The organism is Bacillus sp. FSL K6-3459 (assembly GCF_038003305.1).
Classification (GTDB): Bacteria; Bacillota; Bacilli; order Bacillales; family Bacillaceae; genus Bacillus; species Bacillus pumilus_O.
The window spans coordinates 445,457-458,285 of sequence record NZ_JBBOOW010000001.1 but is presented as its reverse complement, the minus strand read 5'-3'; the positions used below and the strand labels follow the sequence as shown (position 1 = coordinate 458,285).

At 43.5% G+C, this 12,829-nt stretch carries 13 protein-coding genes; 2 read left to right on the top strand and 11 right to left on the bottom strand.

The features are described 5' to 3' along the window. Positions 1-111: 111 nt before the first annotated feature. From MHI35_RS02200 to MHI35_RS02190, 3 genes are all read right to left on the bottom strand, one after another. Entirely contained in the window at positions 112-375 is a 264-nt protein-coding gene (locus tag MHI35_RS02200; protein WP_186325048.1) for a hypothetical protein, read from the bottom strand. A gap of 399 nt (positions 376-774) precedes the next feature. Further along, complete coding sequence (locus tag MHI35_RS02195) at positions 775-1,197, bottom strand: pyridoxamine 5'-phosphate oxidase family protein (protein ID WP_012008953.1); 423 nt, start codon at positions 1,195-1,197, stop codon at positions 775-777. Between the two features lie 288 nt (positions 1,198-1,485). After that, a complete protein-coding gene (locus tag MHI35_RS02190) occupies positions 1,486-2,355 on the bottom strand; it encodes an SDR family oxidoreductase (protein ID WP_211063320.1) in 870 nt (289 codons plus the stop codon). Between the two features lie 155 nt (positions 2,356-2,510). Here MHI35_RS02190 and MHI35_RS02185 point away from each other — a divergent pair, with 155 nt between their 5' ends. Then, entirely contained in the window at positions 2,511-3,122 is a 612-nt protein-coding gene (locus MHI35_RS02185) for a class I SAM-dependent methyltransferase (RefSeq protein WP_211063321.1), read from the top strand. Between the two features lie 17 nt (positions 3,123-3,139). On the opposite strand, the gene MHI35_RS02180 is transcribed toward MHI35_RS02185, so the two are convergent. The 3 genes from MHI35_RS02180 to MHI35_RS02170 all read right to left on the bottom strand — a co-directional run bounded on the left by MHI35_RS02180 (position 3,140) and on the right by MHI35_RS02170 (position 7,162). After that, positions 3,140-5,227 carry a BglG family transcription antiterminator gene (locus MHI35_RS02180; RefSeq protein ID WP_144522230.1) on the bottom strand — a complete coding sequence of 696 codons (2,088 nt, stop codon included), beginning with the start codon at positions 5,225-5,227 and terminating at the stop codon, positions 3,140-3,142. Positions 5,228-5,357: 130 nt separating this feature from the next. Beyond that, positions 5,358-6,440, bottom strand: coding sequence for a C45 family autoproteolytic acyltransferase/hydolase (locus MHI35_RS02175; protein ID WP_211063323.1), 1,083 nt, complete (start codon positions 6,438-6,440; stop codon positions 5,358-5,360). 89 nt (positions 6,441-6,529) lie between these two features. Next, positions 6,530-7,162, bottom strand: a complete 633-nt coding sequence (locus MHI35_RS02170) for a GDSL-type esterase/lipase family protein (protein ID WP_211063324.1) — start codon at positions 7,160-7,162, stop codon at positions 6,530-6,532. Between the two features lie 403 nt (positions 7,163-7,565). On the opposite strand from MHI35_RS02170, the gene MHI35_RS02165 reads away from it, so the two are divergent. Beyond that, entirely contained in the window at positions 7,566-8,201 is a 636-nt protein-coding gene (locus MHI35_RS02165) for an FMN-dependent NADH-azoreductase (RefSeq protein WP_003214444.1), read from the top strand. Positions 8,202-8,246: 45 nt separating this feature from the next. Here the strand turns inward: MHI35_RS02165 and MHI35_RS02160 are convergent, their stop codons facing one another. Genes MHI35_RS02160 through MHI35_RS02140 form a run of 5 tightly spaced genes read right to left on the bottom strand, consistent with a single transcriptional unit; the run spans position 8,247 to position 12,812 of the window. After that, positions 8,247-9,008 carry an IclR family transcriptional regulator gene (locus MHI35_RS02160; RefSeq protein WP_144522227.1) on the bottom strand — a complete coding sequence of 254 codons (762 nt, stop codon included), beginning with the start codon at positions 9,006-9,008 and terminating at the stop codon, positions 8,247-8,249. A gap of 14 nt (positions 9,009-9,022) precedes the next feature. Beyond that, the gene (locus MHI35_RS02155; protein ID WP_335348852.1) at positions 9,023-10,036 is read right to left on the bottom strand and encodes a 5-oxoprolinase subunit C family protein; all 1,014 of its coding nucleotides are present in this window, start codon (positions 10,034-10,036) and stop codon (positions 9,023-9,025) included. Next, the gene (gene pxpB, locus MHI35_RS02150) at positions 10,033-10,779 is read right to left on the bottom strand and encodes a 5-oxoprolinase subunit PxpB (protein ID WP_335348853.1); all 747 of its coding nucleotides are present in this window, start codon (positions 10,777-10,779) and stop codon (positions 10,033-10,035) included. Before pxpB ends, MHI35_RS02155 begins: the two co-directional genes overlap by 4 nt. A gap of 18 nt (positions 10,780-10,797) precedes the next feature. Further along, positions 10,798-11,589, bottom strand: a complete 792-nt coding sequence (locus MHI35_RS02145) for a putative hydro-lyase (RefSeq protein WP_211063327.1) — start codon at positions 11,587-11,589, stop codon at positions 10,798-10,800. Positions 11,590-11,594: 5 nt separating this feature from the next. Further along, positions 11,595-12,812, bottom strand: coding sequence for an NRAMP family divalent metal transporter (locus tag MHI35_RS02140; protein WP_335348854.1), 1,218 nt, complete (start codon positions 12,810-12,812; stop codon positions 11,595-11,597). Positions 12,813-12,829 lie beyond the last annotated feature (17 nt).

Below are 12,829 nucleotides of genomic sequence, written 5' to 3'. Positions count from 1 at the left end.
CTATCTCTTTTGTTCTGCAATGGGTTTGGTTTGGCATCGTGCACCCAAATAAAGGCGTGACACTCCTAGACATGTTCATCTTTTCTATTTTGTTTGCGGTGATGTTCTTCTTTATTCGGAGGATTTGGCAGTATCAGAAGAAAGGCCGAAGTGAATGATCATGAAACTCGCCTTGTTCACTGTCACTTGTACGATCATTGGCCTATTTTTGATGTCAAAGCCTTTTGAAGCGGACGCTATGCGTTTGGTTTCTACCTTCATTTTCCCTTTTCTTGGGCTTGTTGGTTTCGGGGCTTTATTATTTAACTCAATGAAAAAGGCTGCCAAATAGATGGCAGCCTTTTCCTTGTTTTTATCATGCAAATAAATAATCAATGTGTGATCTCCGTTACGGAGTGTATGAATTAAGATTCGATCATATCAGTGTGTCATATGTGTTCCGTATGAACCTACGTTTGAAAGTAAACGCCATGGAAGTTCTGGATAACAAGACAACGAAAGCCCTACCTCTCATTCGTCCTTACGGCTCCGAAGCCGTGCCAGTGTGAATTGTAAATCAAAACGTCTTTTTTCCACTCTTCCGCTTTTATAGGGGGCGGGTGCAGAAGGAAAAGAATAAGTTTGTTCGCTTTAACAGCGTCTCGTTCTTATCTAGTAGAAGCTCTATTGCTTCTTATTATGTCATAGAAAAAAGAAAGTTTACTTTCTTTATTTATTTGCTTATTTCAACACTTAATATCAAACTATAACACGTTCCCCCATTTTACGCAAGTGTTAAAGTGATAATTCTGCTGGCGTACGGCTTCCTTCATTCATGTAACGAATGGAGGTTGGATCAATCTTCAGAATCACTAGGTTCGGATCATCTTTTCCTTTAAACCATTTCTCCATTTCCTCAGACCAAAGGCGGTCGATCAGTTCTGGATCGTCGGTTAATGTGGCGGTACCTGCGATTTCTGCATATGTGTCACCGAATCCTTCACCTGAATACCCAATGAGAATATGGACATTCGGGTTTTTTTCAATTTCGTCTGCTTTATGTGTTTCTTTACTTGTTGGTGTATATAATGTCAGTCCCTCATGGAAAAAAGTCATGTAGCGGGTATGCGGCTTATCCTGTTCAACGGTCGCTAGTGTTCCGACCTTTTGTTCATCTAATAGGCTTAATACCTTTTGTTTTAATTCTTCTTGTGACATATCGTATCACTCCTTCAAATTTCATCCGTACTCTTAGGTTTCCACGACAAGCCATTCATTAAACAAAGAAATGTGTTTTTCATAAAAAGAGATCTTCTGGCTGATGCTATAGAAAACAGGCTCAATGAAGGGAGAAGTTGAACATGCATCATGAAACAATGTTCCATATAAGTTCACTTGTCATTGCGGCAGTTGTTGTGGGCATTATCGTATGGTCTGTCTCATCTGTGCAGAAGAATCGCAAGAAATACTAAACACCGCCCAATCAAGTGGGCGGTGCGCTATTGATCATGTATTCATAAAGGAACCGCCGTTGACGTGAAGTGTTTGTCCTGTCATATAAGACGATTCGTCAGAAGCAAGCAGCACATAGCAACCAACATGCTCTACAGGCTGTCCTGGTCTTCCCATCGGTGTTTCTGCCCCGAAGCTTTCCACACTATCCTCATCAAATGTAGATGGAATGAGCGGCGTCCAAATCGGGCCCGGCGCTACTCCGTTCACCCGAATTCCATCTTTCACAAGCGATTGTGCCATAGAACGCGTAAAGCCGTTGATAGCCCCTTTTGTCGCCGTATAATCAATCAGCACTTTGTTGCCTCGATATGGGTTAATGGATGTTGTATTAATAATTGAACTTCCCGGTTTTAAGTAATCCAATGCTTTCTTCGTAAAATAAAAATAGGAGTAGAAGTTCGTTCTAAACGTTTGGTGAAGCTGTTCACTAGAAATATCCTGAATCCGTTCTTTCGGGTGCTGTTCAGCCGCATTATTCACTAAGATATCTAATTGCCCAAAGGCTTCAACTGTTTTTTCTACCGCTTTCTCGCAAAAGGCTTCGTCACCGACATCTCCTGCAATCGTTAAACATTTGACGCCTTCCTGTTCTACGCGCTTTTGCGTATCCTTTGCATCCTCATGTTCATTTAAGTACACAATGGCGACATGTGCCCCTTCTTTTGCATAGGCAACAGATACAGCACGTCCAATTCCACTATCTCCGCCTGTAATCAATGCCACTTTCCCTTTAAGCTTGCCAGACCCTCGATATGATTCATCCTCAAAGATCGGCGCAGGATTCATGTCCCTTTCACTGCCTGGCTGCTGATCCTGTGTTTGGCGCGGAATGCCATTTGTTAAATATTCACGTAAATCCATGAGTAAGCTCCTCCTTGTTTTGTTGATGTATCCTTTCATTACCACCTCATTTTTTCACTCAAACATCCCTATGTGGCACAGATGCGTTTTGAAAATTGACATGTTTCAAGATGGATAAAATCGGTTACATGATCAATAAAAAGGAGCGTTCTCACATGCTGTCAACCATTTCGAAAACCTTTAGCAAACCAAAAGGCTGGCTCGGAAGTATCGCAGGTTTCATTATGGCAAATGAAAATAAAGCGTTGAATCAGTGGGCGATCCAGCATTTAGATTTATCAGATGGTGAAAACATTTTGGAAATCGGCTATGGGCCCGGCTACAGCATCAAGCATATGCTTAAGCATTATGAAGATCTCCACATTGATGGGCTGGATGCTTCCTCCACCATGCAGGAGCAAGCACAGTCCCGCGTCAAAAAACGGTCAAAAGACAAACAAGTTCGTCTATATGTAGGAAAAATTGAGAAAACACGTTTGCCGGGAGAACAGTATGACAAAGTACTGTCTGTGAACAACTTTACGATTTGGGATGATCCAAAGACTGGCCTGCTCAACCTTTATCACACGTTGAAACCCGGCGGAAAACTCGTCATTGTGATGCAGCCAAGAGAAAAAGGTGCTGATGCCAGTCGGACAAAAGAGATGGGTGAAAACATATTGAATGATCTACAGTTTGCGGGGTTTGACCATTTTTCTGTTGAGTATGAGGAAATTCGTCCAACGCTTGCTGTCTGTGTCACAGCCAAAAAGCCGAGAAGCGAATAAGCTCTCAGCTTTTTTTCTTACCATTTTGCTTCTTTTACAAATTGATAGAACAGCTGATGCAATTTCTGTTCTATATCTTCCTTAGATCCATGACCATAAAGCGTCATGCTTTCCTCACTTTCAATGATGGATGAACTGATCAGACTAAACATTTCTGATCCTTCCTTGCCTAGCTCTTGCGGCGCCAGCATCATGAGCATTCGTGACATCTGCTGCTGCCCGCCATCCATGCTTTTCACCTCGTAAGCCTGATCAAGATCATACATATGAAAGATTGGTTCCTTGATGAATGCATGCTTTAAATGAAAAAGAGCAAATTCGGTACCAGGAATCCCTAAACCACCTTGCTGTTCACGTTCTAGTAAACCACTTGCTACCTCATCTGCATGTGTGATAAATCCTTCCTCTTCAAGCTGACGAAGCAGCTGCTTGATGGTTGCCTCATGCTGCGGCATTGCCTTTTTATTTTCGATGGTAAAATGGGACAAAATGCTACGAATTACAGACATGTAATTCGTCACTTGCTCTGCTACCACCAGCATATTCACGGATTCTTGCACCGATTCTTTGTCGGGTTCTTTCATCCTTTTTTTCTCAATGATATAAGGAATCTTACGTTTAATATGAGCCTTCACACGCATGGCATCATCCTCGTTTAGGAGCGGACTGACCATGATGTAATCGATATGCTCATATGGGATAGGGACGGTCGAGACAATCATGTCATAGCTTGATGCATCAATTTCTTTTAGCTCAATCAAGGAAGACAGATCGAATTCAGCGATTTCTGGCAATTCCTTTTTTAGACGAGAAGCGAGCATTTTGGACGAACCGATTCCGCTTGAGCACACGACCAATGCATGAATGTTCGTTTCTTCTTTTTTAATTTCAAGCACTGAGCCAAAGTGAAGCACAATAAAGGCGATTTCATCCTCTGGAAATGCAATCTCTGGAAAGAAACGCTCGACTCCTTCTTCAATCGCCATGAAAAGTAAAAAGTAGTCCTTTTTAATTTGTTGTGTAAGTGGATTATAGATTCTCATCTTTTCCTTTAAACGGTTCATGGCGGGTTCGAGATGAGACACGAGTCCCTCATACAATGAATCGTTCTCATTTAAATGATAGCCGGTTTTATTTGAAATAAAATCAATGAGCTTCTTCGTTCTAATCGCGATATCCAGCTCGATTTCATCAATACGGTATTCTGCCCCAAAGCTGCGGTTTGCACTGCGCAGATGGATGGTCATATAACCAACCTCTGCTTCGGGGATCTCGACATTAAACATGCGTTCAAGTGCTCTAGCGATTCGCAATGATGATTCAAATTCTTTCGTCCGCTTTAGTTCAAGCAGCTCTTCCTCTTCCATTCGAATGGTTTCGCCAAGCTGAATCCGTTCAATGGCATAGGTTAAGTGAACGACAAGCGCAATATAGGCGCTATCAGATAAAGAGAGTGACAGTCTATTTTTCAAATGAAAAAGCAGTCGTTCTACCTTAAGCAGCTGCCCTCTGCTCACAACGCCAAACACTTTTTCCGTCGCTTTCGTTCGATGCTTGATATTCATTTCAATCGTTTCTAAAAACAATTGAATATCGAGCCGGTCGACAATAAGGTTGCCGACAATCTTTCGTTTCGCTTCCTCCGGTCCTTTTAATTCAATGCCATACCCGCGTTTTCGGATCAACTGCAAACCGTAAGGCGCGATCCATTCCGTCAGTTCATCTAAGTCATAGCTGATGGTCGCATTTGTAACCTGTAAATCGGCAGCGAGTGTATATAATTTCACCGGTTCTTTTGCTTCAAGCAGCGCACATAATATTAAGAGTTTCCGTTCGTCAGAGCTATATTCAATTTGATCCTCATTTGACATATGAGCAAGAAGCCGCTGTTTATCCTCCTGTTCACCGACGGCCTTCAAGCCTTTCCCCGGCTGTTTATCTAGTGAAAGATCATAATTCTTTAATATGGGTTTAATCGATTTTAGTTCTCTATGAATCGTTCTTGTACTCACCTGAACAGAATCGGCTATCTCACGAATGGTGACATAACGATTTTGTTGAATGATGTATTTGATGATCTTCTGTTCTCGTGCCGTTATGTACATGAAATGCCTCCTTCTGCAAAAATAGGTCAATTGTCACACCTTAATATAAAACGCTTTCAACAAACGATGCAATCTTAAGTTGATCTGACTTTGGCACATAGGCTATGACAAAATTAAATACAATGTCTGGTCATACGTTTCTCCAAAATGACGGTCCATAATCCTTTTGATGAAATTGAACCTTCTGTTCATGAAAAGGCAGTGAACCCCCAGCTTTTAAAGAATACGTCGGATTGTATACTGGAGAGCCAAAGCAATAATCAATCGTTCCTTCTTCCGGGCGGAAGATGACGGTTCGCATTGTTCCAAACAGCTCCTCATAATTGTGCACAGCCAGACCATCAGGATATTCTGTCTGGAATAGCTTCACAAGAGCATTACTTGATTGTCTTTGTACTAAAGCCTCTATTAACATGTCGTATCTGACAACAGAATGCTGTTTCGTCATTCCTTTTGCTGTTTGATCAGCAAGCGGATGATTTGTGGCTGCAATATAACCTGTCTCTGGTCTTCTCACCATTTTGCGGCCATCAATGATTTCAATCACAGCCGCTTCTCCTTTTCGATCGGCAAGCATGAGGTGAACATTAGAGGCAACCGGCATTTCCTGAATAGAGATAATGGCTTCCTCAACCGATTGACAGGTTTCCAGAACAGACCGAATCACATGATACACTTGCAAACCAGCAACTGCTGGAGGCTTTAAACCTGGTTCATTTCCAACCGGCGGACCACATGCAGAGAATGTGACAGAAAGACCATGCTCATTCATCCCATCAGATCTGCCAAACAAGAGCAGCGACGAGCCTGTATGATATGGCAAGCCTTTCAAATGGGTCGTCACAAGACGCATATCATCAAATATCGGGGAGAAATCATAGTTACGCAGCATGACCGTTTGTTGACCTGCCGCCATATTTCCCTGCCTCACGCAATGGGAACAGCCTGGCTGTAGATGAGATGAATAGAAAAAGGTCAAATAACGCTCCTCCAGTTGCATTTCATCACAAAAACCTGCAATCTCTTCTTCTAACTGAGGAAGATATGGGCGCATCAGCTGCTTCGTTTCCTTCACAGTTTCTTTTTCAAGCGGTTCTGTGCGAATGTATTGTGTCTGTAGCCATTGCTGCTTCTTCATCCAGACAGCCTGCTGCTTCCCCACTTCATAAGCGGTTCCTGTCATTTCATGAAAATATGCACTGATTTCCTCCATTCATGCACACCTCTTTCGCCTTCGTTTCTTTTATCATATCGAAACCCTCCTTTATTTAAAAGAATGAAAAAAACTGCAACCCCTATGGATTACAGCTGTTTACAGGATTGTTGAAACAATGTTTTTGCCATTGCTTCATATCCTTTATGATTTGGATGAAATTGATCAATCGATAAGTACTCATGTTCATGTCCTTCAAACGCCCGGTACACATCCACGACCTCTACATGCAGATTTGCCGCAAGCGAGCCCAGCTGATGATTGTATTGCTGAAGCCATCGACCGGCTATAGGTATTTGCGGAAAAGGATTATATAAATTCATGAGATACACACAATAAGGCTGCTTCTGTCCTCTTTTGATCTGAGCGATTTCTTGAATCATCTTGCTGAAATTTGCTTGGCAATGCAGCGTCGCTTGCAGCAGTTTCTTTTCATCTTCACCCTTTTCATACTGCTGAATCGCTTGAACAAGATCATTCCCACAGCCTGTGATGGTGATGATATTAGCTGCTGCAATAGCACGTCTCACATCAGATCGTTTGAACAGCTGTAAAATTTGATCTGTTGTTAACCCTGACTTTGCAAATACAGACAGCTCGACTGGCGCATGTGTCTTTTTTTCAAGCATCCTCTGATACCGCTCAGCAAATCCCCCGCCAAATAAACGCGCCCCCACTCCAACCGTTAAGGAATCTCCAATTGCAACATAGGATCGTCCCACTCTTATCCCTCACTCTCTCCTGCCTTCTCTTATATATACGACATCGGAGAACAGATGCTTGTAGCAGATGACTTAGTGGCATTCATCTTTTTTTCATGAGACGTCTTTACAAACTCTTTACTTGCGAGATCGACTCATGTTTTGTTCAATAAGAATAGGTTTAGATGATGAAATTTGCACCTGTATGCGTTTCAGAAAAATTTACAAACTTTTTATCTTGATTTCGAGACTTTATACCTTGACTTCAAACTACATTGTGATTACAATGAAAATATCAGTTTTTATGTAACTGTGCTTGTTACATCTTTTTCATAGCATTCCACTATGATTAAAGATGCCACATATTCAGTGTATCTTTGGGATACACTAAAAAAAACACTGAAACAGAAAGGATTGAATAAACATGGCAAAAGTTTTATACATCACTGCACATCCGCATGATGAAACAGTATCTTACAGTATGGCTACTGCTAAAGCATTTATCGAATCTTATAAGGAAGCAAACCCAAGTGACGAGGTTGTACATATCGACTTGTACAAAGAAAACATCCCTCACATTGATGCAGATGTATTCGCTGGCTGGGGCAAACTGCAATCAGGTGCTGGCTTCGATACACTTTCAGCTGAAGAGCAAGCGAAAGTTGCTCGTCTAAACGAATTAAGCGATCAATTCGTTTCTGCTGACAAATATGTATTTGTTTCACCACTTTGGAACTTCTCATTCCCACCAGTTCTTAAAGCATACATCGACTCTGTTGCTGTAGCTGGTAAAACATTCAAATACACTGAGCAAGGTCCTGTTGGATTATTAACAGACAAAAAAGCTCTTCACATCCAAGCACGTGGCGGATACTACACTGAAGGTCCTGCTGCTGAACTTGAAGCAGGTCACCGTTACCTTGGTACAATCGCGAGCTTCTTCGGAATTCCTTCTTTCGAAGGTCTTATCGTTGAAGGTCACAATGCTGAGCCTGCGAAAGCAGAGCAAATTAAAGCAGATGCAATCGAACGTGCGAAAGCTTTAGGAAAAACTTTCTAATAAACTGCACGCAAAAAGCCAATGATCTTTACGGTCATTGGCTTTTTATTTGTTTAGATGAAAGCCTAATTCTCTGGAGATACCGCTTGCGGCTTTTTTGACTTGTTCAATTAAGTATGGAAGACGTTCTTTTTGATAACCTGCTTCAAACCCTGCAATGCTAATACCTGCTGTGACTTCTCCAAGGTGATTGAAAATAGGGGCTCCAACCGCAGCTGTATAATTTTCAAGCTCCGAATAGCTTAGCGTATATCCCCGCTCATTTGATTCTTCCAGTATGTTTCGAAGAACCGCTTTATCTGTAATGGTCCCGATTCCGATTTTCCCTAGTTCAATCGAATCGATATAGGCAAGTCTCTCTGTTTCTGGTAAAAAGGAGAGAATACTTCTTGCACAAGCACCTGCATATAAAGGAGAGCGCCTGCCGACGGCGGTATAGAGACGAACAGGCTGCGTCCCTTCAATTTTATCCACGTAAATGGCTTCATCTCCTTCACGAACGATGAGCTGGACAGCTTCTCCCACTTCATCCCGCAAGCCTTCCATAAATGGTCTTGCAATTCTCCGAATATCAAGGCGGTCCGCCACAAGCTGACCGTATTCTAGAAACATCAGACCTAACCGATAAACACCTGAATCATGTTTTTCTAATAATCCCATATCGGTTAACGAGCTCGACATGCGGTGCACAGACGTTTTCGGCATGCCGGTTAGCTCGATCATTTCATTTAATGTTAATTCATCACGTGTGATAAACAGCCGCAAAATCTCCATTGATTTCACGACGGTTTTATTTGTATTTTGCATGTGCATCCCCTTTTCTAAACGAATGCTTCCAGCTTGATTTTGGCAGCCAGTTCCTTCAGTTCTGCTTCTTGCTTAAATAGCGCCTGCTCTGCATCCTGATGATCGATTCGCTTAAAATACAAATTCGCACCAGGCATCGCTTGTGAAATGAGCGATAGATCAACCGTCGCAACTTCTCCAATCCGCGGGTATCCGCCTGTTGTTTGCCGATCTGCCAGCAGAATAATCGGCTGCCCGTCAGGAGGAATTTGAATAGAACCAAAGGCAACTGCCTCAGAAATCAATTCAAGCTTTTCTTTTAATTGAACTGGCTCCCCTTTCAAACGACAGCCCATGCGATCTGATTGAGGCGTGACCTGAAAAGGCTGTTCGAAAAAGGTGCTTTGAGATGATTCTTGAAAAAAAGAAAAATGTCTCCCTGGTAGCACACGAATCACGGGCGATTTTCGCAGCGGTAAAAAATGCGTATGACTGACAGTCCAATCAGGTGCGCTGTACGCCGCCTGTTTCAGATGGCTTTTGAGTCTATTAGACAATCGATTCGCTACGAGTGAAGGCTTTCCAATAGATAGGGTGTCTCCTTTTTCAAGCGGGCGTCCGTTCAGCCCACCGATTCCTGCTCTCACGTAGGTGCTTTTGCTCTCCATGATCGGCTCCACATCAAATCCACCTGCCACAGCAAGGTAAGAGCGGCAGCCCCTCTTACAAGGCCCAAAGGTGAGCGTGCTTCCTGATCGAACAAAGAATGGTTTCCATAAAGGAGCTGGCTCTCCATCAATATCGATCTCCACATCAGCGCCAGTCACTGCAATAAGCGCATCCTTTTGAAACGTCAACACAGGCCCCGGCCCCATTAATGTGATTTCCAATACGGCTTCGCTTTCCTCGTTGCCTGTGAGAATGTTGGCAATTCTAAGTGAGAGCGGGTCCATACCGCCGCTCGTTAAGACGCCATACTTTTGATAGCCTTTCCGTCCTTTATCTTGAATGGTTGTGAACATTCCTGGCTTGATGACATGAATACTCAACGTTCTGCCTCCTTCATGCTGAAAAATTCCTTTTCAGACATTTGGACAAATCTGACTTCGTCTCCTGCTCTCAATAAACTTGGGACTTTTTCGTCTGGACGAAAGAGTGGCAGCGGAGTTTGTCCAATGAGCTGCCAGCCGCCAGGTGTGGAAATCGGGTAAACGCCGGTCTGCTTTCCCGCAATGCCGACAGATCCTTTTGGAATGGACATTCTCGGTGTTTCTCTGCGCGGGGCTGCGATCTTTTCAGACAGCCCGCCTAAAAACGGAAACCCTGGGGCAAACCCAATCATATAGACAAGATACTTCCCTGCGGTATGAATACGCACGACTTCCTCTGGTGTTAAACGATTGATCCGGGCGACTTCTTTTAAATCAGGGCCCAGCTCTCCTCCGTAACAGACCGGTATGTCGATGGTGCGACGCTTCCCCTGAGTCCCTTCCTGCCATTTCTCTTCAAGGAGTGTTTCAATATAGCTTTTCACCCATTCATAAGGAGATACGTCTTGTTGTTGAAGAGGCGCCGATTGATAAACGGTATACGGCTCGTAAAAAACAGTCACGTTTGTAAAGGCTTGAACAGCTTCCACATATCCGTCAAATGGATGTTGTTCAATACATGAAAACAACTGCACAACGCGCTCATGAATTTCTTCACATATGTCTGTTCCTGCTTGAATCACGATCGCTGCATCTCCTAGCGGGTGAAAGGTGAAAGAATCTTTTATCGTTGAAAATGCCACTTGAGGATCCCTCTCTTTCTAAAGCACACCGAGCTGTTGATCTCGTTGATCTGTGATGAACATATGGCCAGGTGCATGGGTAATCGCAATCTCTGGTTTTGTATGCATGACGATGGCTTGCGGCGTCACACCACATGCCCAAAACACCGGGACCTCTCCTTCTTTGATCACAGATGGTTCTCCAAAGTCCGGCTGATCCACATTAGCAATTCCAATCATCGCTGGGTCACCTATATGGATGGGACCGCCGTGAACTGATGGGAATCTAGATGTCACTTGTACACTCCTTGTGATCTGATGCGCCGGAATGGGCCTCATGCTGACAACCATCGGGCCATGAAATACCCCCGCCCTTTCACAAGCGATATTCGTTTGATACATCGGAACGTTATGACCATTTTCAATATGGCGAACAGGGATATCATTCAGCATGAGCGCATGCTCAAACGTAAAACTGCAGCCGATGAGAAAGGCAACCATATCATCCTCCCAATATGCAGAGATATCTGACACCTCTTCTTGAAGAATTCCCTTTCTGTAAATACGGTATTTAGGAAAATCCGTACGAATATCCGCTTTGGGCGCTGACTTTCTCGGCACAGGATCACCCGGCTCCAGTACATCAAGCAAGGGGCATGCAGCCGGATTACGCTGACAAAACAACAGAAAATCAAAGGCAAGTTCTTTTTTGACGATCATTAAATTGGCTTGAGCATATCCCTCTGCTAAACCAGCCGTTGGTCCTGTGATTTCTTTTTTACGAATCAACTCTCTGATCTGTGAAGGCTCATATGTTTGGTAGATATTCATTCGATTCAGCTCCATAGTTTTGGAATTTCATTGATAATGGTATACCCGCCCATCAATGCCATGATGACAACGACAAATGCGCCTGATACTGTCAAAAAGAATGGGTGTCGATAATCCCCGACAATGTCTTTCTTATAAGCCGCTACCAGCAAGGTGCCAAGTGCGAGAGGTAAGATCAAAGCATTGATCGCGCCAACTAATATCAATATGTTCACAGGTCTTCCGATCGTAATAAAACAAATGGTCGAGAGGGCAATAAAGCCAATAATAATGCCACGTTGATTTTGTTCAATTTTTGGTGAGAAGGTTTTAAAGAAGGAAACTGATGTATAGGCTGCTCCAATCACGGACGTAATCGCCGCAGCCCACATAATAATCCCGAACATTTTATATCCGATATTTCCTGAAGCTAGTTGAAATACAGAGGCAGGCGGGTTAGATGGATCAATCTGCAAGCCTTTTGCGACAACTCCTAATGTGGCAAGAAAGAGTGCTACACGCATGATGGACGTAATGAGGACACCGAAAATAGAGCTTTTCGTCACTTGGGGCAATGCTTCTTTCCCCTTAATACCTGCATCCAGTAAGCGGTGTCCTCCAGCGAAGACGATGTAGCCGCCTACTGTTCCGCCTACAAGTGTCACAATGGATAAAATATCAATTTTCTCTGGGACAAATGTTCTCACTGCCGCTTCTCCAACTGGCGGTGCTGTTGAAATCGCCACATACAGCATCAAGCCAATCATGACAAAGCCCGCTATCTGTGTGAAACGGTCCATCGCTTTTCCAGCCTCTTTGATCACAAAGATCAGAATAGCAATGACAGCACTGATAGCTGCTCCAATTCGCGGATCAATTCCTGTGATCACCTGAAAACCGAGACCAGCACCAGCGATATTTCCGATGTTAAAGGCAAGCCCTCCCATGACAATCAAAACAGCCAGTACATATCCGAGACCCGGCAGAACCATATTTGCAATATCCTGCCCTCGCTTTTCTGACACGGCGATGATGCGCCATACATTGGTTTGCGCAAAAATATCTAACAAAATAGAGATGAGAATAACAAACCCAAAGCTAGCCGCAAGCTGCTGCGTGAAGACAGTCGTTTGTGTTAAAAATCCCGGTCCGATGGCGGACGTCGCCATTAAAAAGGCTGCGCCCATGAGCATAGACCGGTTCCCCTTTGGTGCCTTCGCGTGCTTGACTTCCTCTTTTTTCATGCTGTTTCCCCCTTTGA

Coding starts and splice junctions, on each gene's coding strand:
- MHI35_RS02160 (WP_144522227.1), bottom strand. CDS start 9,008: ATGCAAAATACAAATAAAACCGTCGTGAAATCAATGGAGATTTTGCGG.
- MHI35_RS02185 (WP_211063321.1), top strand. CDS start 2,511: ATGCTGTCAACCATTTCGAAAACCTTTAGCAAACCAAAAGGCTGGCTC.
- MHI35_RS02165 (WP_003214444.1), top strand. CDS start 7,566: ATGGCAAAAGTTTTATACATCACTGCACATCCGCATGATGAAACAGTA.
- MHI35_RS02175 (WP_211063323.1), bottom strand. CDS start 6,440: ATGGAGGAAATCAGTGCATATTTTCATGAAATGACAGGAACCGCTTAT.
- MHI35_RS02145 (WP_211063327.1), bottom strand. CDS start 11,589: ATGAATATCTACCAAACATATGAGCCTTCACAGATCAGAGAGTTGATT.
- MHI35_RS02190 (WP_211063320.1), bottom strand. CDS start 2,355: ATGGATTTACGTGAATATTTAACAAATGGCATTCCGCGCCAAACACAG.
- MHI35_RS02195 (WP_012008953.1), bottom strand. CDS start 1,197: ATGTCACAAGAAGAATTAAAACAAAAGGTATTAAGCCTATTAGATGAA.
- MHI35_RS02140 (WP_335348854.1), bottom strand. CDS start 12,812: ATGAAAAAAGAGGAAGTCAAGCACGCGAAGGCACCAAAGGGGAACCGG.
- MHI35_RS02180 (WP_144522230.1), bottom strand. CDS start 5,227: ATGTACATAACGGCACGAGAACAGAAGATCATCAAATACATCATTCAA.